The organism is Pseudogracilibacillus amylolyticus (SeqCode), assembly GCF_051918545.1.
In the GTDB taxonomy this organism is placed as follows: Bacteria; Bacillota; Bacilli; order Bacillales; family Amphibacillaceae; genus Pseudogracilibacillus.
Map to the genome: position 1 here is coordinate 1 of NZ_JBPPZG010000014.1, position 23,988 is coordinate 23,988.

Sequence of the window (23,988 nt, forward strand, 5' to 3'; positions counted from 1 at the left end):
TGAACACCAGTAACATCAGAATCTTGACGAACAGTTGCGTTATCAGATACCTTGCTTGTTTCTGTCGCACCAGAACTACTTGTAGTTTGTGCATTATTTGTTCCTGTTGGTGATGTTACTCCTGATGTTGGAGTTGGTACGTTACCACCAATATTATTATCTTCAATATCATTTGGTGAAGGTGCTTTAGTTTGATTTCTTCTCTTGTCTTGTTTTTCTTCAGCAAGTTGAGCAATTGAACCACTAGAACCATTAGAACCACTAGAGCCACCAGAACCACCAGAAATGTCTCCATCTTTACCTTGTTCATTTTCACTTGTAACAGCAACTTGATCTTTAGCTTTTTGAGCCTGATTCGATTGAACAGGTTTTTGTCCATTATTTGTTGAGTTATCGTTTTCTTTATCATTTGGCGATAATGGTTTTTCACTGTTGTTCTTGTTACCCTTATTCCCTGTATTTATATTATTTGATTCTGTACCACCTTTACCGTTTTTATTGTTCCTCATACCATTAAGGCTCTTGGCAGTTCCTGAAATCATTCTTGCCCCTGCATATGCTCCGGCAAGAACGCCCCAACCACTCTTTAAACCTGCGTCAATGCCAAACAATCTTTCAACTATGTTTGGCCCATCAATGACGGCTAGGGAAAAAGCAATCAAAGCAATAAGATAGGCTAAACCACTTAATTGATCTGCGATATAACTTGTTCCAATCATATATACTTTCATGGACAAGAAAATCAAGATAATCACTATAAAAGTATTTAAAATGGATTGTAGTATCTTTTTGGTTTTCTGTCCGTCATGAATATCAACTGGTGCAACTATAATTGCTAGGACATAGTTAAACGTCATTTCAAATGCCAATCGAGCTAACTTATAAGCAATGCTGAATAAAGTAAAAGCCATGACAATGAGTGTTGTCAAAATTGTTACCCAATCAACTGAATAACGGTAATAATATTCGTTGTTCCACTCTAACCCTGATTGGTCAAATTTTGTTGTATCTTTACTATCGCCTACCCAAATCAACTGATTTTTAGATAAATCTTTTCCTGCACTACTCATACTCAATTCACTTCGACCACTATCAAATTTCTCACGGAAGTTAATTCTGCTAATCATGCTCAAAGGAATTGTATTTGGTTGACTTAACTCTGTACTTGACCAACCGTTTTTATCAAATTCAGTTAAATCATAGATATTTCTGGATAATATATTTTGAGAAATCGTTCCTTCTTCTTCCCCATATAATTGTTGATTTCCGATTGCTTCTATTGCTTCATCAGTAAAATCATTTGCTCTCTCCATTCCTGTACCAAGCAATGCCACTACTGCTAAAGCAATAAAAAGGTTAATAGCAATACCTTCTCGATCAAACTTCTTTTGGAATATCAATAAATAACCCACATAAAGCAAACTAAAAGCTAAAAGGATGTATAGTAAAGGGCGTATAGAATCAACGAATGCTACAATTTCAGGGTTTTGGAAGAACTTTTTAATAAGCAAAACATCATCTGTCACTCTTTCCAGTCCATCCAATATCAAAGCCAAACCCTTTAAAAAAACCCCTCCGAGCCAACGGAAGGGGTCAACAAATATATTTCCAACATCGAGGTAATCTTGAAATTCCTCTAGTTTTTGAATGAGTTCGTCATTATTCATGTTATCTGGATTCACTCCTTTTTTGCCCTCGAACGAAAAACGGAAATATGATATTGAAACCTCAATTAATTGTGAAGGTCAAAGAAATTTATAATTTCACTATTTAATTGAGAATCTGTATATCTATTGACCGTTAATTCGCCTTGAACTTCATTGTTTTCCATATAATATAAGGCGTCCCCCTTTATATCCTTTGATTTAGGAAAGATCGAAGCCCCCTCATTTTCATTTTGTCCATCCGATTGATAAGGGTTATACATTACCACATTAACATTCTGTTCTTCCGCAATCCTTTCGACAGTAGGGATGAAGTATTCGTCATTATCCGTAACAATCAAAACAAAACCACTTTTACCATCTTCAAAGTATTGATTGACTTCATCAATGTCTACCTGTTTAAAATTTTCGTCTCCACTTCCCTCTGCTGAACAAGCAACTAATGAAACACTTACCATTATTAGAAAAAGAAATGTTAGTGATTTACATTTCATTTAATCAACTCCTATTAGCATTTTCTGTCATGAATTGCTTCATAGATATATCTATTATTGCGTCAAATTCCGAAAAGTGAGTGACTGTTTTCTGTTTTCCGTTTTCATCTTCCTCATTATGAATAATGAGGATTCCATCATCCACCCGAACATAAAGAACTTGCCCTTTTTCTAGTAATGATTTTTGAGAAATTAAATACCTGTCTAGCATTGCGATTTTTTCATTCATGATACGGTCTCCTTTTCTGTTTCAATTTCATTTTCCACTTGTTCAAGTGCAGCATTAATTTTTGATAACATGATAGTACAAATCATATCAGAAATTCCCTCATTATTAGATAAGACTATATCTCTAAATTCTAATATCCCCATCTGTCTATACTCTTCTACCTTATCTATATCATTGTCGAATGCTTGTAACATCAACCCTTTTTGAATGACCTCTGATGTTTTTATATGTTCGTTTATTTTCTGATTAAGCTTTTCTTCTTTTCGCTTCTGGTGTCTTTTTAAAGATTGTACTTTCTTTTGTTGCTCAATCTCTTTTTCTAGTAACAAATCTTCTTCATTTTTTTGCGGTTCATCTTCAATTTCTTTCTCGATCTCTAAGTTACTTGCGTAATTGTTTACTGTAAAATCAGCTTTCATACTGTTTAAATCTAACATAGCATGTTCACAAGGAATATCAATATCATTAATCGACTTATCCGTGTCATAGTAATCAGATAGATATTCCCAACGATATTTTAATGCAGTCTTTCCAGTTAAGAAAATTGGGTATGATTTAATTCGCCTTCGTTTCTTGTCTTGTCGTTTAATAACACGCAATACAATCATTTCTCCCTCTTTCAATCCCATTACCTCTGTAGCTGTCATTAAACGCCTAGAGTCAACATTCTCTGTTTTTGACTTACTAAGTGAAATTGTTTGTCCAGAACGTGATTTTGTAATAATTGTTTGTTCTCCAAGTTTTTTTGAAATAATTTCCGCAGTATTTTCGTCAGCAGTCAGAAGATAAAGTGTGTTACCACAGTTACCATCAATTGTTTTCCAATCGTCACCATATAGATTTTGAAGTTGAGCATACGCTTGAATTACTAAATTAAAGCGAATATTACGACCAAGACATACTGTGATGATGTTCGCCATCCCCTCAATAGGTGGCATATTACCAAATTCATCAAGTATAAAGATCACTTCTCTATGACATTTGCCCCCTTCTGCATTTGAAGCAATTCGAGCAAGATTTGTATATACTTGTTTTACATACAGTGAAGCAATTACATTAAAAGTTGCGTCATAATCAGGTACAATCATAAATATTGCAGTCGGTTTATCATACTCCATTATTTCAATCACTTTAACAGTATCGTTATTAGTTGATGATGATAGAGAGCCTTCAAACTTCTGTTTACCATCTTTTGTAGTTTTATAAAGTTTACCAGTTACTTTAATTGTGGTCTCTTCCCCTTGTACCTTGACCTGAACTTCATCATTCATATCAAGTGGGTTCTTATGGTACAAGGTAAACATACCATCTGAATCTGTTCTTATTGTTTCAGTTTTATTATTAGGAAATTTAAGGTGAATCCTCGTATCTGGTTTTGTCTTACCTTTTATCCATCTACCAAAGCCGATTTTGGACATATCAAAGGAATTTTGAGACGTCAATTTTGCTGTACCATCTAATGTAAATACACCGAGTTTAGCGTTAGCATTAGCTAATATACTTGCTCTAGTTTGACCACCAGAGAAGTTAATTGTGGCATATTGCATTTTGGCTGGATGATTTTCTGGAAAGCCTGCAAAGAAATCATCTAAGGCACTAATTTCATTTCCGTTTTCATCTTCAACTGTACGAGATGCTAAATCAGATAACATTAAAGCTACATTGTACATATTAATCTTCTCTGGTTCATGTTTACATTGTTCACATAGAGCTAAAATTAGTGCTGTAACTAAATCTGTTGCCGAGTTTGACCAGAACGGATCTTTAGCTTTAGGGTCATGGTACAACATAAAAGCTACTGAACGAGCGTATTGTTGTGCAAGTGAATAATTCCCTTCCATAAAAGCGTCAATTGTCAATTGTAGCAAGTTATATGACATTGATTGTATAGGATTCATTAAATTCAAGACTTCAACATGATAACCCAAGCTTTCAAGTGTATCTTTTGAAGCTGAATAAAGTTCTCCTTTTGGGTCATTCAGTATCATACTGGCTTGTTTTTCTGCACGACTGTAAATATCAATAGCCGAGAAAACAAAAGTTTCACCTTTACCACTTCTTGTAGTACCAATAATCATATTATTTACTGGACTATCATCAATAAATAACTTGTTTTTATATCGTGCAACAGGTACACCCCCACCACCTTTAAAGCGTTCTCCTTTATCTGGAACATCACGATATTGCTCTTTAATTTCTTTAAAAGTTGTAAATCTGGCACTTCCTTTTTGATCTTTCTTTAGCTTTCCAAAATTTGATACAAATTTATATACCATAAATAAGCTTGAAGCTAGTGAAATAATTGTAAGAAATACATAAATAATCATGTATGAAGCAATAAAAGGAAATGACACAAACATCTCTTTATTGATGTTTAAACTTTCTGTTTCTAAAAATGAACCTGTACCGAATGTTTTTTGGAACACCTCAACTACAAAATTCACTACAAAATTCAAGCCAAGAAAAAATGCAGTGAATGTTACTAGAAAAATTAGTAAAGGGATTCCTATTTTTTTTATCATAGAATGAAGTCACCCCTTATAAAGTTTCAAATTCTTCTTTTTTCTCATTAAGTTCATTGGTTAATTCTTTAATAACTTTTTTATCTTCTTCTTTCGCTTCTTTTTCTCTATCAAGTTGCTCTGTCAGCGTACTGATTTCTGCTTTTAATATCTCATATTTATCAAGTTTTTCTTTTAATTCTTCATCATTGTTGTTGTTCAGTTCAGCCTTTGCTTCATCTATCTTATCCAATTTCATTAGAGCGTAGGTTTTCATTTTTGAACGTTTCGCTGTCATGTTTACAGGTGGTAATTCCAGCATTAATTCGTATTCCTTCTGGAAGAAAGTAATATCAAATCGTGCTTCATTTGTTGGGTATAGTTCATTAAACTCTTGTAATTTTTCCAGTTTATCTTTACCATCCACCCAATAATCGCTATTTAAGATATACGTTTCTACTTCCACAGGGTCACCCATTAAAGAAACAGCCTTTTCATATTCATTTGCTTTTAAATACATATCAACTAAGATAAGTTTCTGATTATCGTTTACTTGCTTTCCTTCCAGATAGCCTTTCAATTCATCCTGTTCTCCTAAAAGAGCCGATTCATAATTTTTTATTAGTTCGTCTTGTTGATCTACAACATTTCTTCCTTCTGCTAAAGCTTGTTCGTATTGAACCTTTTGGAAAACAAACGATAAAGAAACCACAATTAAACCAACGCTAGCTAGTGTTGCTAGAGAGTAAATTACAATGCGTTGCCACTTTTTTAATTTAGAAATTTTACTCTTATCCAGATTAACTAACGTCTTATCAATTTTTTCTTCTTTTTTGTATTCATCAGGAGTTAATTTTTCAATTTGTTCGAGTAAATAAGTTTTATCAGCTTGATTCTTCTTATCAACTTTAATATGTTGAGACATTTCTTTTATCTGATGATATATATTCGGATAGTCATAAGAGCCAAAATTAAATGTTCCAACATAGAGAGTGGTTTCTGTTTCCGTAGAGATAACAGTAAATTCAGAGGACATAACCTTTTTATCATCCCGACACTTCATTTCTAACTCATGGGTTAGAGCCACTACTTTGTCAAAATCCAATCTAGTATGATTAGGAATTAAATTATCTTCGACACTTGAAAATAATACTTGTAGCATTTACTCAGCTCTCCTTTATACGAATTATTTCAATAAGAAAAGCCACTCTAATAAAGAGTGGCTTTAACTTTTGTTTTTCCCGACACTTAAAACCTAATATTTGTATCAACGCTTGTAGCGATTCCATATGCCCCCATAACTATAACCAATCCGACTGCCCCGCCAATGAACCAACCAATAGATTTACCTCGACCTCGATCTCCACCCCAGATTAAATAATATCCTCCAATACAAAATGCGATAGCTGCACTAATTAATCCCAAACGCTGTGCCCACTCTAGAATAGCTTGCCCTGTCGAAATTAAACCTTCCATTTACACCTTCCACCCTTCAAATATTTTTTATAAATTATTTAATTGATGACGGTTTTCATTAAGTTTTTCTGGTTGTTGGTTTTGCTGTTCTTGTTCGTCTTTACGCTCTTTACGTTTATCTAATTTACTATCCAAAGCTTCAAATATTAATTTGTTATTTTCTTGGATATATTCAAGATGAATTTTATCGACCCAATCATCATAATCAATGCCTTGAATTAGCAATAACTTTTCCACAAATTTTTTATTTTGCCTTTGTTCTTTTGTAGCCAAAAGTAATCCACCACCTTTCATTAGTGATAAGAATTCTTTGAAGCAACACACCACTAAAGACAGTATTTTGCGAATTTTTAGCTTGTTCATTCGCCAACTCTACAATGAATGCAAAGCTGATTACAGCTTGCTCATTGACGTACAACGTTTTTAGATAACGTAGAACTTTAAGTAGCCAATTGTAAAGCGACAAGTTTTAGGAATCCCTTGCCTAACCTTTTTAATGAGTATATCCATCACTCGACTACTAAGATAATGGACACTCCATTATTCAGTTGTCTTGAATTTTATACTGTCCTTAGTGGTGTGTTACTTCTTGTTAAAAAGCACCTTATCTTTGTTTTAATTTCTTTTTGATTGCCACTTTCAATAATTCGCTATCTTTCCCCTTTCTTTTTGCAAGTACCTTAGAATCTGAAACAACGGTTCTTGTTCGGTAGTAGAGATCGGTGATGTGTTTAACTTCTCCTGATTCTTCCTCAACACCTATAAAACCCTTTAATTCATATGTCTTACCATCAAAGGTTTTTACGGATTCGGCTTTAGGCAACTCGTATAAACTAAACCTTTCTTTCACTCCGTTACACCTCGTTTCTTCATCATCATTATCAAACCCAAAATCCAGATAATCCCAGGGTACATCGGAGAGTGGGATTCCTAATGATTTAGTAATTGTCCATATGTTACGAAGTGAGGGTGTCTTAATCTCTCCTGTTTCCCACATGCTGATTGTGCTTTGTTGAACCACATTCTTCGTCTTATCAGATAAATCAGCTTGTGATAATCGCAATATTTGGCGTTGTTCTCTAATCCAGTCACCGAAGTAGTAAGGCAATATCACACCCCCTTTTCGTTGTTGAATTTCCTATTTGACCCCATTATATCAGTTTACTGATATTTGTCAACAGAATACTGATATTTTTTATTAAAAATTTTTAGAAAAAGGATATGTAAGCCTTGATAACATTGAAGAATCTACACATCAGAATACTGATATATCTTCTCTGAATGGTATAAAAGAACTAATTCAACTATTCATAATCTTGTCGAATCTTGTCGAAATGAGTGCTAGTTATTAACCTTTTTTGAAGAAATTTGAAAAACTTGTACCCACTGATATTATTTGATTTATTGGAGTTTTCCCTGTAATATGTTTGATGTTAGACTTCGGATTTTCTAGGCATTTAGACCGAATATATTTAATAGGTTATATAAGGGATTAAATTACGCTAATAAAGTGAATAATGTTAAGTAGTAGTGAGGAGGTTATTAATGGATATTAATCATGCTGTAACCCTTAGAATTAAAAATCTTTGTAAAGAAAAAGGCTGGACAGTTAATGAACTAATTAGAAGATCTGGTGTAAATCAATCGACTATGTCTGAAATTATGTCTGGTCGGTCAAAATACCCTCGAATAATAACTCTAAAAAAAGTGGCTCAGGGTTTTGGTATGACTTTATCTGAGTTTTTTAATGATGAAGTTTTTATGGACTTAGAGGATTAAATATTAAATGCCCGCAATAGTTTATGTGAAAAGAAAAACTATCACGAGCATTATAATGAAGAAAAATATACACAATGTAATTATGGAGATTATCGTGTTTACAGTAGTTTTAAATATGTGACTAAATGCAACTGCGAAAGGTTGGATTAATAATGATAATAAGGCTGTAAATAACACTACATAGCTGATCGACTTTGCCCCCGTTACAAAAAATATTAAAGATATCGTTACTAGAAAAATAAATATCTTGTAACGGGTATCCAGCCGATTAAATTTACCTCTTATAAACTCAATAAAAATCACCCCTTTGTTCTCCCTGAACTAACTACTCTCCCATCTCTTTTTCCATGTCTTTTTTAAAGTATTGAACAAAGAACGATATGATAAATTTCATGGGAACTTTAGTTTCAAAATTTAATGCTTTTAAATAGTCATTAAATTCTTTTGATAGACGAATACTTTTTTCTGGTTTTTTATCATTATCTTCCTGAATTTTAATTATGGCAGCTGATTTATTTTCAACTTCATTTTTTATCATCTGAAAAAGTTCATCTGTTGCTTGTAAGACAGTAATTTGTTTTTTGAACGCATATAACCTTAGAAATTCGTAATCAGCTTTATTAATTTTTCTAGGAACAGTTTCTTCTGTTTTTGTTGTCGGTATTATTAAAGTGGGAGTATCTGTTTTTTCTTTTTTAGTAAACTTACCCGATAGTTTTTTCATATTAAATCACCTTTACTTTCTTTTCTCGGCTTCATTGATTCTCTCGATTAATTCATCAGCAACTTTGTGTGTCATTTTCATTAATCGCTTATCATGAATGTCATATCTCATTATTGATTTAACAACAATATCGCGTTTAAAAAGTCCGTAAGTCGCATAGCCGGCAATTCTGGCCCTTCTCGGAAAATAATTTTTAAAGAAATCATCTGTATTAGAAAAATCATATGTTTCATTAAGTATTAAATTTAGTTTTTGATTATCTTCTCTCATATTAATCAAAATACCCAAAGTATCTAATTTAGGATTTATTTTCTCATGGATCTCATGTGCTGTTTCATAAAAATCTTCAATAACTTCTAATGAAAAAGATGAAGTTTCGGTAATAATTACAAAATAATCACTTGCTGACAAAGCATTTTCTATAAACTCTGTTGTAAATGTGGGTGGAACATCAAAGAATATATAATCATAATTCCCTTCAATTTTTTTAATTTCTTTGTCCAGAAGTAAATATCTATTCCTATCATTAAGTAAATGCCTGAAATTGACTAATTCTTTTGCAGATGGGATTAAGTGAAGGTTTTCAGAAAGCTTATGAATGGACTTTGTTAAATCCTGTTCTTTAAAACCCACCATTATAGTTTTGTAGTCAGGTGCTTTTCCTGCATAGAATGTTTTGGTCATCATTTGAGTGGCGTTAGCTTGTGGGTCAAAGTCTACTAACAATACTCTATAACCCTTTTCAGCCAGTATATAACTAAGCATTGATGTTACTGTTGTTTTTCCTACTCCGCCTTTTGAATTTGCAATAGTAATTTTATAAGCCATTTCAACTACTCCTTTTTTAGATGATGTGTTTGTGTGTATTTGTCTGATTGATTTCTTAATTAAATTATAACACGAGAACTACAAAACTACAAGTAGTATTATTATTTTACTACAAAACTACTTGTAGTTTTAAAAGAAATCGTGTAAGATAGTTTCCACACACACATTATTGAAAAGGAGAATCAGAAATGATTAAGTATGAACAGTTATCTATTTATAATTATTTGGATTATGAGGATGATGAACTGTATGAACTAATCCATAATCTAAAGATCGGTGAGGAAATGCTTTTTAATGAAACTAAAATATCCAGACATCAACAGCATTATGAAGTGGAAAATGATAAATTTCATGAAATAGCTAAAACAGCTAAAGATTGTTATGAATGGTTATTGGTAGAAATAATATGAAACTACTAAGTCAGGTGTCCTTTAAAAGGGCACTTTATTTTTTTTCTAGTAATCTTTTAATATAGTAAATTATTTACCTATTTTTTCATTTCCACCAGAACAACAGGTGTTTTGGTTGTTATTAAATAATGTTATAAAAAATGTTATAGACCTTATAAGTGTTATCAGCATAAAAAAAGCTTGATAAATCAATGTTTTAAGCAATTAACTATCACCTTTTTAACGCTAACTATCACCTTTTTAACGGCAAAAATCACCTTTTTAACGTTCAACTATCACCTTTTTAACGTTCAACTATCACCTTTTTAACGCTAACTATCACCTTTTTAACGTGACTATCACCTTTTTAACGCCTAATTATCACCTTTAAAAATATTGTGATTTTATGCTTGCAAGTATCAGTAAACTGATATATGATAAATACACATACACATCATATTAAAGAGAGAGGTTTTGAATATGAAAGAAATTAAATTAAGTGAAGGGTTTCTAGTAACTTTACACAATGATCTGGTACAAGCTAGATTCACAGATTCAATGACTATCAATGAACAGAAAATACTTTTTGCTGTATTAAGCAATATAGAGCCACCAGAGTCCGAGACAAATGCTGAAGGTGAAAGAGTAATAAAGAACAAGATAGAAGAAATACCACCCTTTAGAGTGCCAATTAAGGAGTTTACTGAATGGTTAGGTTTTAAAGACCCGAACTATGCAGCATTCAAAAAAACAACTACAAATTTGATGAAGAAAGTAATTCAAATAGAACAGCAAGACGGAAGATGGAAAGCTTTCCAGTGGGTTTACTATGCAGAGTATGTACCGAATGAAGGTATGGCTCATATAGAAATATCACCAAAGTTATATCCTTATTTACTTAATCTCGAACGTAATTTTACAACAATAAGGTTAGATGTACTGTTAAGTTTCAAAAGTAACTATTCTTCTAGGCTTTATCAGTTAATAAAAAAATGGTCTAAAATTGGAAATTGGACAGTAACAGTTGAAGAATTAAGACAAATGCTCGGTGTTCAGTCACGTTTAAAACAATATGGACATTTTAAAAATAAAGCTTTAGAAGTTGCTGTATCTGAAATCAACAATTACTCGGAGTTCCTAATACAGATGAAAGAGCATAAAACTGGAAGAAAAGTCACATCTCTATCATTTGAAATTGCTGAAAAGAAAAAATTACATAAACCTAAAGAACAGGAAAACGATAGACCTGAACCATCTAAGAATGGTTTGTATGCGGAAGAATTCAAGAAAGCTTACAAACAAAACGGTAGGCAATATTATGATAGAAAAACAGGTGAAATGGTTTTGTTTGATGATGAAGAGCGTGCTAAAGCGATTATCCTTAATAATGTCTTCCCTGCAATCGGAAATGAAGCTTGTTTTTCCATTGAAAAACTATTATTAAAGCTATTCGAATTTCCAAAATTCAATGTTAGTCGAGAAATAAATGATTTATTTAGTTATACAAGAAATGCTACTTCTATAAACAATCCAGAAGCCTTTATTGTGAGTACATTAAAAAAGCTAGTTGATAACCTTCAAAAAGGAAATACTAACGTAAGTGTCAATAATTTTATTAGAAATAAAGGTAATCATAATACGGTTCCAGATTGGTATTTTGATGGTGAACGAAGTAAGAGAGAAGTAACAATGAAAGAGAAAATAAAATTTGAATTAACTCGATTAGAAAATACCAACCTAACAATCAATGATGTTACTAATTATCAAGTACACGAGATGATGAAAAAAGAACCACAGTTGGATGATGATGTTGCTAAAAGTAAATATGAAGAATATATAGCATTAAAAGAATCAGGGAAACTTGATGAACTTATGAAAAATAAAAAAGAAGAACTTCAAAAATTGGGCTATTACGACCGTTCAGGTAATGTTAATGAGGAATATATAAATGAACTATATTGGAACGAAAAAAAGAGATCGGCATGACCGACCTCTTTTTTATTTATACAGATTGTATATCATAACATCATTAATTACTTTTACAAAATACTGTTTGCGTGCTATAATGTATTTAAGATTCATCTTAAATAGCTCTGTCTTTTTAATGATGTGTGTGTGTAAAAGAGCAACCTTCACAAAAGGTTGCTCTTTTTCTGCTTATAACTCATAAATGGTGATAAGGTATATTTTTTCATTTTTTAGACTTGGTCATATTTTACATTAGAAAAAGTACTTTTGGGTAAAAAATAAAAGAAACGATATCTTAAATAGATACCGTTTCTCTAGTCGTTTCTTTTATTGCCACTTTTATATTTTTTGCTATCCTTTCTATTACTGGTACTACAACTGAATTTCCTGCTTGTTTATATAAATGAGAATTAGCTAATTCTGGTAATACAAAATTTTCCGGAAATCCTTGTAACATAAAACATTCCTTAGGTGTTAGTTTTCTAATCCCGTGATCTGTCAAAACCAAAGGTACATTATGACCACCTGTTCCCATGTTCGCAGTTAATGTTGGAGAAACATTAGACTTATTTTCTCTAACGTAAACCCTTCTCCATTGATAGAGTGTATCTGGATTCTTCATTGACTTTTCTAATTCAGGATAAAATTTGTACTTTTCTTTTGTATAGTAATATTTATCATCCACTTTTGACTCATAATCAATAACATCTTTTAATTTTTTTGTTAATGGAATCGGATCTGGGAAAGAAAATTTTTCATAAATTTTTTTATCCTGAAAACCAACAATATATATTCTTTCTCGATTTTGAGGTACATTACCATATTCCATTCCATTTAAAACCTTGTGCTTTACGTGGTAACCAAAGGTTTCTAACGTTTCTAATATCACACGAAATGTATTTCCACCATCGTGGCCAACTAAATTCTTTACATTTTCTAAGAATACAATTTCTGGCCTTTTATCTCGTAAAAGTCTAGCAACTTGAAAAAACACATTTCCACGTTCATCAGCAAATCCTTTCCTATACCCAGCAACACTAAATGCCTGACAAGGAAATCCTGCGAGAAGTATATTGTGATCTGGAACAACTTCAGAAGGTATTTCTTCAATATCACCAACAACCAACTTATGATGATGATTTTCTTTATACGTTATTGCTGCTTTTTCATCTATTTCATTGGACCATATCACATTAAATCCTGCATTTTGAAAACCTAATTCAATTCCTCCAACCCCTGAAAATAAACCTACGACATCGTTCATAATATTACCCTCCGAAATACAATAAATTTGCGGCGCGCCGCTTATTTTTTTTGAGGAAGAAAGATAGGTACACCTTTCCCCCCCTCTAACTATCATAAACATAAAACACTATATCATATTTACTTGTTCTTTTCTTATATCAATATAACAAAGTGGTTGATAACCTCTTTCAGTGATAATCTTATTAATCACTGAAAAGCGAGGACGTCTACCTTGTCTTTGTTGATCTTCAACAGTTTGTGTTCTATTAACATTAATTTGTTTTAACTCTTCTGAACTAATTCCTAAATCATAAATATATAGTTCATCTTCTCTTTGTTTTAACCGTGCAAAATACAAATGATCAAATTGCTCACTAGGAGAAAAGCTTGTCGTATCTCTATCCCAATTCGACGATGCTTTAATTTCTATTACTTCATTTGTTCTAGGGTCAACTGCGTCTCCGCCACTTCCCCTATTTAACCTTAAATCAAGAGCATAACAAGTCATTGCTTCAGAAATTGTCTCGGGGAAATTTATCCCTCTGTTGTGACTATTTTTGATATAGTTATTTAATTCTTTCCATAACCAATACGCTCGTACTGCATCTTTAAACCTGCTTTTATCTATTACTATTAAATCCATATAGGCGGTGTACCTATAATTTAAATATATCATAGATTAATATATTATTTATTTTTTGAGCTTAAAATATTTCTTTTTTCTTGTTCAATCTTTATTACATCACTTTAATTATATATAAATGCGACAAAATATTATTATATCATCATATCAATGAACTGCAAGTAGTTTTGTAGTTTTACAAAACAATAATGTTCATTTTAAGTGTACCCTTGATGAACAAATAAAAATACAGTAAAATCAAATACATAGTTTGTTCATTATGGGTTGTTCATTAACCAAATAAATAATTCGTTATTTAAGGGAGTAAATTACATGATAATTGGTTATGCGAGAGTTAGTACCAACGAGCAAAATTTGCATAGACAAATTAAGGAATTAGAAAGTTATGGCTGTGAGAAAATTTTTACTGAAAAGCAATCTGGTAAAAACTTTGCACAAAGAACAATCTATAATGAAATGCGTTCAAAATTACGTTTTGGTGATGTTTTGGTTGTTCATGATCTAAGTCGTTTCGGAAGAAATAAAGAAGAAATTAGGGATGAATGGAAATCATTAATGGAAGAAGAAATTGATATTGTAGTGTTAAATATGCCGATTTTGGACACGAGAAAATATAAAGACTTAGAAGGTGTCGGTCAATTAATATACGACTTAGTTCTTACTCTGTTATCTTGGGTAGTTGATGACGAAAGAGAACGTATTCGAACAGCACAACGAGAAGGAATAGTGATTGCAAAAGAACAAGGTAAATATAAAGGGAGAAAAAGAAAGTATCATGCAGCTGCAACAGGAAAAGATAAAGTTATTTATGAGCGTGTTGTACAGCTTTTAGATGAAGGAAAAAGCGTAATGGATATTCATAGAGAAGTTGGATTATCAAGGAATACAATATATACGATTAAAAGAGAATTAGCTTCAAAAAATGATTACTAGAAAAAAGGAATAAAAGGGTAGCAAGCAATCAATGCTATCTTTTTTTGTCGAATAATAAACTACAATACTACTTGTAGTTTTGTAGTTTTAGTGATATAATTGGTTATAGAAGGTGAGATACAGTACACCTTCAATCCCCCGAAAGAAAGGGGGTGGTAATGATGGAGAATGTGATAGTTCTTCTCTCTTCGATTGTTAACCTTACTATCGCAATAATTAATTTGACGACAGTATTGTTAGTAAAGAGGAGTAGAGAAAAAGAACCCTCATCCAACAGCCAAGAAGAATGAGAGTTCTGAATCACAGCAATGGGTTAGGGGATATACTCCCCTTTCCCATCCATCATTATTATATTCATATAATAACTTATATAAACAAAATGGACAAGATTGGAGGTATCTTTCATGTTAAACATATCTATTTTCATTTCCATTCTTGCAGTGATCATTTCGATAATTACCCTATTTATTATTAGAAAAATAAAAAAGGAAAATTAAATGGTAGCGATTAGTCGCTATCTTTTTTTGCATTTTACCCAAATATAAACTACAATACTACTTGTAGTTTTGTAGTTTATATGTTATAATTTTAAGTAAGAAAGGTTGATACAGAGCCTTTCCAACACACACACAAATATTAAAAAAGGAGAAGATGAATCAATGGAAACAGGTAAATCATTTTGGGAGTTATGTCTGGATGATAAGATTGAGGTTATGGCTGAATCTGCGTACTATCTACTAACAGAATTTGGTGAAGAACTCTTAGAACCATCTGATATAGAGTACATGGAGAGAAATTGTCTAAATGAAATTTGCCGAAGATTATTTGAGGATAAAGATGAAGTAACGGAGTTGTCTGAAACTGCCAAAGAACAAATATTTGATGAAACTATTCAATATGGTTTAGAACATGGCTATTAAAAACTTAGAAGCTATCTAAAAGGATAGCTTCTTTTTTTTGGTTTAAAACCTTAACTTTGAAAAAAAGCGTGGTAATTTGAATATAGGTAGAACTTTCTAGAGCATATTTTGTCTTGATTGAAGAAGTTTGTTGTTTAGGGGTTAGTAGAGGTAGAACATTCTACATCGAATCTTTCATGAAAGTGATTGCTAGAATAAATAAAAGGAGGAAACGGAATGTAAGTTCTGTCGTACGCTTGTCGTACGAATGACTTATTAGTGAGGAGGTATTTAGTAATCAAAAAAGTTTTGAAAAAATAAAGGATTACTGAAACACAATAGCAATAGAAGATTAGTAGAAGAAAGGGAGTGATAGATTTGGAAATCAACTTAAATATTAAAATCTCTAATTCAGCAATTCGACTTTTCATTTTCATCCTTATTTCCATTGGCTTTTTTGGATAAGAAAAGCTATCTGATATAGGGCGACTTCTGAAAAAGGCTAGAATCGCCCTCATAGTGGTTTTGTCCGTTAAACTGGCATGCCGATGAAATATTATTAGAAAAAGAAGGGATGACGCTGATCGCTATCTTTTTCTAATTTTTATTAATAAAAACTACAATACTACTTGTAGTTTTGTAGTTTATGTGATATACTTATAATTAAGAAAGGTTGATACAGAGCCTTTCCAACACACACACATTTTAAAAAAGGAGTAGATGAAGCTATGGAAAAAGTTTTAGAGGTAATCAGCATTAAACAGGAAACAAGAGAAATAAGTGAAAGGTATCAATGGATTCCACAGACACAAATAACCAGCCCAGATGATGTTGGAAGGATAGCAATTAACTTAATAGGTAACGAGGATAGGGAAGTATTCCTTGTTATAGTGGTAAATACAAAACACAAAGTTGTTGCGATTCATAAAGCTCACTTAGGTTCAATCAACGTTGCAATAGTAAGTCCAAGAGAAGTTTTTAAGGCAGCTATATTAAATAATGGTGCAAGAATCTTCGTCGCTCATAATCATCCATCCTACGACCTTGCACCAAGTCGAGAAGATATTGAAGTCACAAAAAGACTTGTAGATTGTGGAAAGATTCTAGATATTGAAGTGTTAGACCATTTGATAGTTGGAGATAAAAAATATAATTCTCTAAAAGAAAAAGGTTACATGTAAAAATAAAAGGGGGGATTCCCCTCCCTTTTTTAAAATATAAAGGAATAAAAGAAAGGTAGGTATTGAAGGAACGATTAAAAAGTGTCTAGAGATCCGTTGAGTGGTTTTCTGTTGGAAGAAGGGCATTAATGAATTTTATTAAAAATGAAATGGAGGTTAAGAAAATGGATACAAACAAGAACATTCAAGAAACAATTCAAAATCAGGTGACTTCTATTTTGGAGAATATCAATGAAATGAAAAAGAAAAATAAACTGTATATTGCTACCGATTACGAGAAGGAATTACAAGATATTATTGAACAGGTTAGAGTGTTAGATATTAAAACTAGAGAAGAAATTGAAAATGATTAATTAGGAAAATAATACGTACCACATTCTGAACAGCTTATTCAAATTCTTATAGAAAATTTAAGATTTTAGTGTTATAATCTGGTTAACATAAGTTAACTTGGTTAACCCATTGGTATTAAAGGGTTTATTAGTTAACCTTTAGGATGGTGTCTTATGGCTGATAAAACAATTGGATTTAAAATAAGTGAAGATTTACATGAAAAAACCCAAATGATGATTGAAGCCTCTGGATTAAGCAACAAAGAATGGTTTGATAAGGTTGTTGCATTGGCGGAGATTAATGAGTTGAAAGAGGGTGCAGGTGACTATAAGCAAGATTTAGCCGAATTAGAAGCCCATACAACGAGAATTTATAAGTTAGTTGCTAATATGGTGCAACGATCTATTTATTTAAAGAATCAGGAAACAGGTGAGTTGCAGGAAAAAATTGAGCAAACTCAAAATTTAATTGGTGAGTACCAACAAAAAGTAAAGGATTCCAAAGAGCAAGTCGAAGAAATGAAGGCTACATTGGAAACGACAGTTAAGGAAAACGAAGAATTGCTAGAGAATATTAAAGAATTACGTGGCTCTAACGAAAATAACTTGGCATTAATCGGGGAATATAAAGAAAAAATTGATACCCTTTCTGGTCTGGTGAATGAGTATAAATCATACCAAGAGGAAAATGTAATTCTGCAACAAAAATTCGCTGATGATAAGCAAAAATACGAATCGCAAATCAATGAAATAATGGATGAAAATGAATTAAATCAGGATTTAATCAAAGAGTTAAATAGTAAATTAGAGAATTTAACTGAAAAATATAAGGCAGATATGGAGCAAATAAAGGAAAGAAAAGAACTAGAAAAAGAAAAGGCTGTTCTGGAAACGGAACGAAAATATAATAATGAAATTGCTAGAATAAACAATGAACATAATGATAAAATAAGCTCCCTTTATGAGGAACTAAACACTTTAAGAAAAGATTATGAAGATAGGATAAACCGAATCCAAGATGAGCATAAGACTGAAATAGAGAAATATAAAGAAGGTAACGAAGGGTAGCGAATCAATGCTATCCTTTTTTTGTTTTCATCTAAACAAAACTACAATACTACTTGTAGTTTTGTAGTTTATATGTTATAATTTTAAGTAAGAAAGGCTGATACATTATCATTAATAAGGTTAGGTGATTCTCTTGGCTTTATCTTATTATGAACTAGCGTATTTGGAAATAAAAAGAATTCTAATTCAATACCCCATCATTTGTGAAACCCAGTTAATTGATGAAGGTAAAGTAGATGAATTACATGAAATTGTTAAACGTCGAATTGGTGAAAAACCATACTTAAAAGAAAAAATATGGAGAGGGGCAAATCGGGCATTGTTAAATTATGTTAAAAAATGTTTAGCTGGTATAAAGCCACCTCAACCATATGATTATAAGACATTGGTTAATTTCTTAAATAAAAATTATGGATTAAATAATGCAAGATTGCTTAGTAAGGCGATCTTACGTTTAGATAAGTATTTAAATAAACATTTCAATAACTTTTATTATCATGAAATGAAAGTAAGTAAAAACCATTGGATAGTAGGTGATTAATAGTGTTAAGGACACCTGATTTAAGTGATTTTGAACGAAAATTAGTTACAATCATTCAACATAATACCAAAAGAGGAAATTACCCTACTCTGGAAGAATTAGAACAACGAACTGGACATAGCCCCGAGGAAATAAAAGAAGTAATTCAAGATTTAATAAAAAGGAATTGGTTAGGTGTCAGTGAAGGCAAGGTTATTGTTCTAAGGAAACTTTTTTAGAAGAAAAAATAGTTACTGTTATGTTGCTTGCTTCATCTTTAATAATTCAATAGGAGGGTTGAAAATGGAAATTGAAAAACCAAAAACAAAGGATATTTCTCTTAAAGATGTTGCGTGGGGAACTCCTGAATTTTATGAAATGATTAATCAGGCAAAAAAACAGCAGGCAAAACAAGAAGAATATGAAAGAACAATCGAAGCTATTAGTATTATAAAGGGGGAGTATTAATGAATTTAAATGAAGGTGAGTATTTCGCATTTGTTAAGAGATTAGGCGGTGCTGAAGTTAAACTAGCGTTAACATCAAACGACTTCATTAATCCTTTAGATATTTCACTTGATTACGGAGCTATCAATCATATAGAGATGAATTATCAAACATGTAATTCATGTGGGAAATATGCGGATGATGGCGGTTTGAGAGATGGGATATTCACTTGTCATGATTGTTTAGAGAAAAAGGATGGATTATTAGAAAAAAGAAATTGAAGGGGGCGTTGATCGCCTTCTTTTTTTTGCATTTTACCTAAATAAAACCGCTAAACTACTTGTAGTTTTGTAGTTTATATGATATAATTTTAAGTAAGAAAGGTTGATACAGAGCCTTTCCCACACACAAATATAAAAAAGGAGAAGATGAATCAAATGGAAGTAATGTCTATGATTGAAAAATTAGAAGGGAACATTCCAGAATTTGAAAATGTTGAAGTAAAGGTAAATGCAACAGTTACGGATAAAACAGTAAATATCATTACAGGGTTACTTCAATCCGTAGGTAAGCTTTATGAATTAGTTCATTTTCGGCAAAGCGACAATATTAAGTATGTAACATTCATACAAGGGGAACATTTTAATATAGTCGTGGAAGGTGGTTTAACAAGTGGTTATATTGGAACAGGCACAAATGGACTTGCAGCTATCCTCCAAAAAACAGGTGTATCAAAGAATGAATCTGAAAACATTGCTTACAGAAATGATGAAGAATTAAAAAATGCAGTAATTACAGTAAAATACTTTTAAGATAACGCCCTTCATTAGAAGGGCGTTTAAAATATTAAAATTTGAAACTAACCTTATCATTATTGACAGTTAAAATGGCTTCAAACACCTTTCCTGCCTTGCTTTTAAAACCTTTGATTTTGCTCGTTTTCCTTTTTTCTAGTAAGTCTTTTATGTTTTTTTGAGTGAGTTTCTTTCCTGATATTATTTTAGAGATTGAGAATGTACAGCCATTTTTATAATTGGAACAACCATAAAACTTCTGCCGATCAATCATTTTACCATCATTGCATACAGGGCAATTACCGATAATTTGCGTGTTTACCTGTTCTTTTACAGCTACATTGACTGAATCTGTATTAATTTTCTTCGGTGCTTCATCAATAGTAGCATTTAAAAATTTCTTTATATTCCTTAAGAAATTATCCTGTGAGCCTTTACCTTCGCCAATTTTCTTTAGATAGCTTTCCCATTTTGCTGTCATGGATGGACTGGAAAGTAAATTCCCCTCTATTGCTTCACAAAGTATTTTTCCTTTTTCAGTGACATATACAGTGTTCTTTTTAACCTCTATATAACCATTCTTTTTAATGGTTTCAATGATTCCTGAACGTGTAGCTTCTGTTCCAATACCCTCAACTTCTTTTAAGATTGCACTATCTTCTTCATCTTCAACTAACTTTCCTGCGGTTTTCATCATATTGATTAGTCCGCCTTCTGTATATAGTTTTGGTGGCGTTGTTATACCCTCTTTAATCTCCAATAAACTACTTGTAGTTTCTCCTTCTTGCACAGGAGGTAAAACTTCCGTTTGCTCTGTATTATTTTCTTCTGTTTCTGTAAACAGTGATTTCCAACCTTTCCGGATCTCTACTTTTCCTTTTGTGAAAAACTCAATCTCTTTAACATTTGTAGTAATAATCGTTTCCTCATACTCATAATCACTATGAAACATAGCAAGAGTTCTTTTTAAAACTTCTTCATAGATGTTTTTTTCGGCTTCATTTAGACCTTTTAAAGCACTATCAGAAGGGAGTGTTTTTGTCGGAATAATAGCATAGTGTTCTTGAACCTTTTTTCCATCTACATAACGCTTTTTCGGTGTTTTATCGGCTTCAAAAGATACATCTAAAAGCTGTTGGTAATCTTCGATATTCTTTACCAAGTATTCAAATTCATTTTCTGTAATGTAATTGCAGTCAGTTCTAGGGTAAGTGACTAATTTTTTCTCATACAAGGTTTGCATAACCTCTAACACCTTTGCAGGACTGTATTTCCAACGTTTATTTGCAGTTGTTTGCAAGGTTGATAAAGAATGTAATAGTGGGGATTTGGTCTTTTTCAGTTGCTTTGTAACGCTTGTTATTACCCCATTTTCGGGAGAAGTATATGAAAGTTTATTTTCTTCTAAGAGAGTGATAACTTTTTGTTTATCATCCTCTTTTATTTTTGCTTTACCATTATAAACCCCTTTTTCATGAGTAAATTCAGCAAATAATTCATAGAAAGGCTTTGGAACGAAATTCTCAAATTCTTGTTGCCTTTGGTAAATCATATAAACTGTTGGAGATTGCACACGACCCACGCTTAATGTTGTATTTAAGCCTTTCTGTTGCAACAATAGGGTGAACAATTGACTTGCATTAATCCCCACTAGCCAGTCAGCTATTTGTCTTGTTTTTGCTTCATTGTACATTAATAAATCCTTCGAGTTATCTTGCAAACTTTTAAAACCTTTACGGACTTCCTCAATTTCTAATGAATTAATCCAAAGTCGTTTTATTTTCTTGTTTTTAGCACCAGTCATATTAAGGATTGAATAAAAAATATTAGAACCTTCCCTATCAACATCACAGGCATTGATTATTACATCAGCATTTTTAAATAATCTTTTAACAGCATTAAATTGAGTTTGCTTATCTTTGGCTACCTTAAATTCATATTGTTCCGGAATAATAGGCAGGTTGTTTAAATTCCACTTTTTCCAATCCTCCTTATACTCACCAGGCATTTTTAAAGATACTAAATGTCCGATACCCCATGTGATCGTTGCACCTTCAGGAAATATATTGCATGAATTTAACTCAATATGCGTTTTGTACCTTTTACTAACCTGAAAGGCGTCTGCATATGCTTTCGCCTGTGAAGGTTTTTCAGCTAAAATTACTACGCATCCCATTTGAAATTCACACTCCTTTTTTCTTTATAAAATTGCACCATTTTTATCATAGAAGGATATATCATCAAAAACGGTGCCATTTTCAATCATTTTATTAAAATTGGAAAATAACCTTATATATTCGGTATTACTTTCTTTATTTGTTTTCCTATCAATAAGCTTGCAGTACAGATACAAACCTTCATATCCTTTTTCCTTTATTAATTCAGTTGTTATAATGTAACTTTCATATTTTTCATCTTTAATTGGATTTCCTATTAAGCTTTTATCTTTTGTTAAATACCATTGATATTTATATAATTCATAGCAATTGATATTAGAAAGCATTGGTGTGGAATGAAAAATTAAATCGGATTCATAATCGTTATCATAGGTTCTAATAGCGATTTTTTCATTTTGTATCATCCTTTATCTTTATTTTTGAGCAAACTACCCAATGCAGTGTTTGGGTCATTCCTTACTTGATTCAGCATTAGTTGATGTGAAAGGATTAAATCAAGTTCACTTGTTAAAAAGTCATATATTTCTTTCTGTTTTTGAGTGGGAATGCTCTCTAATTCCCTCTCATGTACTTCTTTGTTCTCCATGAAATTCAATAGAGATTTCATTTCTTTTATCACTTCATATGGCATTGAAATCATCTCTCTTTTTAATTTAGATAACAGAATACTGATACCTGTGATGTAAAAAAAATTGCTATCCCAAGCAATCAGTATTCTGCACACGCTACTTGTTCCGAGTGGCCAAACGAAAAGCGTGTTTGGCAGCTCTCCACAATTCGCTGTTTTATATTGTTATTTCTTGTTCATTTTCTTTTTCAACAATATTGTTTTTAGAAAAATTACTTGCGTCAAGATTTACATTCAATGCGTTAAATGCAGTGTTAAGATACTTAATTTCATCTTTTTTAACGCCAGACTGATTGATTATCGTTTGAAACGATTCATTTAATTCATAGTCAAAATTAAATGAGAAGTCTTTATCATCTTCGACTAATTTTCCAAAATCAATTAAATCCTGTTTGGTTACCATAGACATTTCATTCTTTATTAGCAAGTCTGCAACTTCTTCATCAACAATTAAACTATGCAAGTCAAATCCTTGTTGGCTTGGTGGTATTTCAAAACTAAATTCTTTATCTTCATTTAGGACATAATCTTGAATGTTTTTTTCAATTTCACTTGAATCTTTAACAAGATCAGACAGGGTAAAGTCCATTGAAGAATCTAATAATGCGTCTTTAATGTTCGAGTAATCATCAGGTAATTCTTGCGGATTGTTGAAATAAATATAGTATGGACTTAATTCGTTATTTTCCATATCACTAGCCCAAACGCTAAAACTATGTTCTTTATTAGTAACTCCATTAACCAGAACTACCTTAGCTATTTCATCAGCGTCAAGCACTTCTTCAACATTTTCTAATGATGTGATTCGTAATTTATGCTTATCTTTATCAGAGAAATCAATATCACTGAAACTTTCTGTTCTCTTTTCCTCTGCATGGCTAAGAACTTTATTTTGAATTTTGAATGGAATTTCTTGTTTATCAGCTATTTCTAACTGGAACTTAATAGATTCATGACTTTTATTATATTCTTGTTGGTCGCCATCCCTCTTTGCAATCATCTGATTACGTCTCCAGAAGTGAATACTTCTAAGAGTTGATAATTGTTTCTCATTAAGTTTCATATTCCA

Annotated in this window: 30 protein-coding genes; 14 read left to right on the top strand and 16 right to left on the bottom strand. The window is 31.8% G+C overall.

Annotated elements, in window-relative coordinates:
* The 8 genes from ACPYKA_RS02930 to ACPYKA_RS02965 all read right to left on the bottom strand — a co-directional run.
* The coding region (locus tag ACPYKA_RS02930; RefSeq protein ID WP_479540912.1) for a pLS20_p028 family conjugation system transmembrane protein at positions 1–1,667 on the bottom strand (1,667 nt) is incomplete at its 3' end.
* A 65-nt stretch (positions 1,668–1,732) separates the two neighbouring features.
* Positions 1,733–2,158 (bottom strand): hypothetical protein, encoded by a 426-nt coding sequence (locus tag ACPYKA_RS02935; protein WP_479540913.1) that lies wholly within the window; start codon positions 2,156–2,158, stop codon positions 1,733–1,735.
* Between the two features lie 4 nt (positions 2,159–2,162).
* Entirely contained in the window at positions 2,163–2,387 is a 225-nt protein-coding gene (locus tag ACPYKA_RS02940; RefSeq protein ID WP_479540914.1) for a hypothetical protein, read from the bottom strand.
* Entirely contained in the window at positions 2,384–4,909 is a 2,526-nt protein-coding gene (locus tag ACPYKA_RS02945) for a VirD4-like conjugal transfer protein, CD1115 family (RefSeq protein WP_479540915.1), read from the bottom strand. The genes ACPYKA_RS02940 and ACPYKA_RS02945 overlap by 4 nt, the downstream gene beginning before the upstream one ends.
* A 16-nt stretch (positions 4,910–4,925) precedes the next feature.
* Positions 4,926–6,050 carry a hypothetical protein gene (locus ACPYKA_RS02950; protein ID WP_479540916.1) on the bottom strand — a complete coding sequence of 375 codons (1,125 nt, stop codon included), beginning with the start codon at positions 6,048–6,050 and terminating at the stop codon, positions 4,926–4,928.
* Positions 6,051–6,136: 86 nt separating this feature from the next.
* Entirely contained in the window at positions 6,137–6,364 is a 228-nt protein-coding gene (locus ACPYKA_RS02955) for a hypothetical protein (protein ID WP_479540917.1), read from the bottom strand.
* A 27-nt stretch (positions 6,365–6,391) separates the two neighbouring features.
* Positions 6,392–6,727 (bottom strand): hypothetical protein, encoded by a 336-nt coding sequence (locus ACPYKA_RS02960; protein ID WP_479540918.1) that lies wholly within the window; start codon positions 6,725–6,727, stop codon positions 6,392–6,394.
* Positions 6,728–6,968: 241 nt separating this feature from the next.
* Positions 6,969–7,472: a helix-turn-helix domain-containing protein gene (locus ACPYKA_RS02965; RefSeq protein ID WP_479540919.1), complete on the bottom strand. Its 504-nt coding sequence runs from the start codon at positions 7,470–7,472 to the stop codon at positions 6,969–6,971.
* A gap of 437 nt (positions 7,473–7,909) precedes the next feature.
* On the opposite strand from ACPYKA_RS02965, the gene ACPYKA_RS02970 reads away from it, so the two are divergent.
* A complete protein-coding gene (locus tag ACPYKA_RS02970; protein ID WP_479540920.1) occupies positions 7,910–8,143 on the top strand; it encodes a helix-turn-helix domain-containing protein in 234 nt (77 codons plus the stop codon).
* A gap of 325 nt (positions 8,144–8,468) precedes the next feature.
* Here the strand turns inward: ACPYKA_RS02970 and ACPYKA_RS02975 are convergent, their stop codons facing one another.
* Together ACPYKA_RS02975 and ACPYKA_RS02980 are read right to left on the bottom strand one after the other, a co-directional pair.
* Positions 8,469–8,867, bottom strand: a complete 399-nt coding sequence (locus ACPYKA_RS02975) for a hypothetical protein (RefSeq protein ID WP_479540921.1) — start codon at positions 8,865–8,867, stop codon at positions 8,469–8,471.
* 12 nt (positions 8,868–8,879) lie between these two features.
* The gene (locus tag ACPYKA_RS02980; RefSeq protein ID WP_479540922.1) at positions 8,880–9,695 is read right to left on the bottom strand and encodes a ParA family protein; all 816 of its coding nucleotides are present in this window, start codon (positions 9,693–9,695) and stop codon (positions 8,880–8,882) included.
* Between the two features lie 188 nt (positions 9,696–9,883).
* Here ACPYKA_RS02980 and ACPYKA_RS02985 point away from each other — a divergent pair, with 188 nt between their 5' ends.
* On the top strand, positions 9,884–10,105 hold the full coding sequence (locus ACPYKA_RS02985) for a hypothetical protein (protein WP_479540923.1): 222 nt from the start codon (positions 9,884–9,886) through the stop codon (positions 10,103–10,105).
* Positions 10,106–10,564: 459 nt separating this feature from the next.
* Positions 10,565–12,070 (top strand): RepB family plasmid replication initiator protein, encoded by a 1,506-nt coding sequence (locus ACPYKA_RS02990; RefSeq protein WP_479540924.1) that lies wholly within the window; start codon positions 10,565–10,567, stop codon positions 12,068–12,070.
* Between the two features lie 277 nt (positions 12,071–12,347).
* Here ACPYKA_RS02990 and ACPYKA_RS02995 read toward each other — a convergent pair whose 3' ends face one another.
* The gene (locus ACPYKA_RS02995) at positions 12,348–13,316 is read right to left on the bottom strand and encodes a DNA cytosine methyltransferase (RefSeq protein ID WP_479540925.1); all 969 of its coding nucleotides are present in this window, start codon (positions 13,314–13,316) and stop codon (positions 12,348–12,350) included.
* A 108-nt stretch (positions 13,317–13,424) separates the two neighbouring features.
* Entirely contained in the window at positions 13,425–13,940 is a 516-nt protein-coding gene (locus ACPYKA_RS03000) for a Bsp6I family type II restriction endonuclease (RefSeq protein WP_479540926.1), read from the bottom strand.
* Between the two features lie 312 nt (positions 13,941–14,252).
* On the opposite strand from ACPYKA_RS03000, the gene ACPYKA_RS03005 reads away from it, so the two are divergent.
* From ACPYKA_RS03005 to ACPYKA_RS03055, 11 genes are all read left to right on the top strand, one after another.
* The gene (locus ACPYKA_RS03005) at positions 14,253–14,873 is read left to right on the top strand and encodes a recombinase family protein (RefSeq protein ID WP_479540927.1); all 621 of its coding nucleotides are present in this window, start codon (positions 14,253–14,255) and stop codon (positions 14,871–14,873) included.
* Positions 14,874–15,034: 161 nt separating this feature from the next.
* A complete protein-coding gene (locus ACPYKA_RS03010) occupies positions 15,035–15,163 on the top strand; it encodes a hypothetical protein (RefSeq protein ID WP_479540928.1) in 129 nt (42 codons plus the stop codon).
* Between the two features lie 312 nt (positions 15,164–15,475).
* A complete protein-coding gene (locus ACPYKA_RS03015) occupies positions 15,476–15,793 on the top strand; it encodes a hypothetical protein (RefSeq protein ID WP_479540929.1) in 318 nt (105 codons plus the stop codon).
* Positions 15,794–16,500: 707 nt separating this feature from the next.
* Positions 16,501–16,953, top strand: a complete 453-nt coding sequence (locus ACPYKA_RS03020) for a JAB domain-containing protein (RefSeq protein ID WP_479540930.1) — start codon at positions 16,501–16,503, stop codon at positions 16,951–16,953.
* A gap of 164 nt (positions 16,954–17,117) precedes the next feature.
* Positions 17,118–17,306, top strand: coding sequence for a hypothetical protein (locus tag ACPYKA_RS03025; RefSeq protein WP_479540931.1), 189 nt, complete (start codon positions 17,118–17,120; stop codon positions 17,304–17,306).
* 153 nt (positions 17,307–17,459) lie between these two features.
* Positions 17,460–18,353, top strand: a complete 894-nt coding sequence (locus ACPYKA_RS03030; RefSeq protein ID WP_479540932.1) for a hypothetical protein — start codon at positions 17,460–17,462, stop codon at positions 18,351–18,353.
* Positions 18,354–18,486: 133 nt separating this feature from the next.
* Entirely contained in the window at positions 18,487–18,894 is a 408-nt protein-coding gene (locus tag ACPYKA_RS03035) for a hypothetical protein (RefSeq protein ID WP_479540933.1), read from the top strand.
* 2 nt (positions 18,895–18,896) lie between these two features.
* Positions 18,897–19,112, top strand: a complete 216-nt coding sequence (locus ACPYKA_RS03040; RefSeq protein WP_479540934.1) for a hypothetical protein — start codon at positions 18,897–18,899, stop codon at positions 19,110–19,112.
* A 64-nt stretch (positions 19,113–19,176) separates the two neighbouring features.
* Positions 19,177–19,341 carry a hypothetical protein gene (locus ACPYKA_RS03045; RefSeq protein ID WP_479540935.1) on the top strand — a complete coding sequence of 55 codons (165 nt, stop codon included), beginning with the start codon at positions 19,177–19,179 and terminating at the stop codon, positions 19,339–19,341.
* Complete coding sequence (locus ACPYKA_RS03050) at positions 19,341–19,601, top strand: hypothetical protein (RefSeq protein ID WP_479540936.1); 261 nt, start codon at positions 19,341–19,343, stop codon at positions 19,599–19,601. The genes ACPYKA_RS03045 and ACPYKA_RS03050 overlap by 1 nt, the downstream gene beginning before the upstream one ends.
* Before the next feature lie 156 nt (positions 19,602–19,757).
* Positions 19,758–20,132 carry a hypothetical protein gene (locus ACPYKA_RS03055; protein WP_479540937.1) on the top strand — a complete coding sequence of 125 codons (375 nt, stop codon included), beginning with the start codon at positions 19,758–19,760 and terminating at the stop codon, positions 20,130–20,132.
* Between the two features lie 34 nt (positions 20,133–20,166).
* Here the strand turns inward: ACPYKA_RS03055 and ACPYKA_RS03060 are convergent, their stop codons facing one another.
* From ACPYKA_RS03060 to ACPYKA_RS03075, 4 genes are all read right to left on the bottom strand, one after another.
* Positions 20,167–22,290: a type IA DNA topoisomerase gene (locus ACPYKA_RS03060; RefSeq protein ID WP_479540938.1), complete on the bottom strand. Its 2,124-nt coding sequence runs from the start codon at positions 22,288–22,290 to the stop codon at positions 20,167–20,169.
* 24 nt (positions 22,291–22,314) lie between these two features.
* The gene (locus ACPYKA_RS03065; protein WP_479540939.1) at positions 22,315–22,695 is read right to left on the bottom strand and encodes a hypothetical protein; all 381 of its coding nucleotides are present in this window, start codon (positions 22,693–22,695) and stop codon (positions 22,315–22,317) included.
* Positions 22,692–22,922 (bottom strand): hypothetical protein, encoded by a 231-nt coding sequence (locus ACPYKA_RS03070; RefSeq protein ID WP_479540940.1) that lies wholly within the window; start codon positions 22,920–22,922, stop codon positions 22,692–22,694. The genes ACPYKA_RS03065 and ACPYKA_RS03070 overlap by 4 nt, the downstream gene beginning before the upstream one ends.
* 154 nt (positions 22,923–23,076) lie before the next feature.
* Complete coding sequence (locus ACPYKA_RS03075; protein ID WP_479540941.1) at positions 23,077–23,982, bottom strand: hypothetical protein; 906 nt, start codon at positions 23,980–23,982, stop codon at positions 23,077–23,079.
* Positions 23,983–23,988 lie beyond the last annotated feature (6 nt).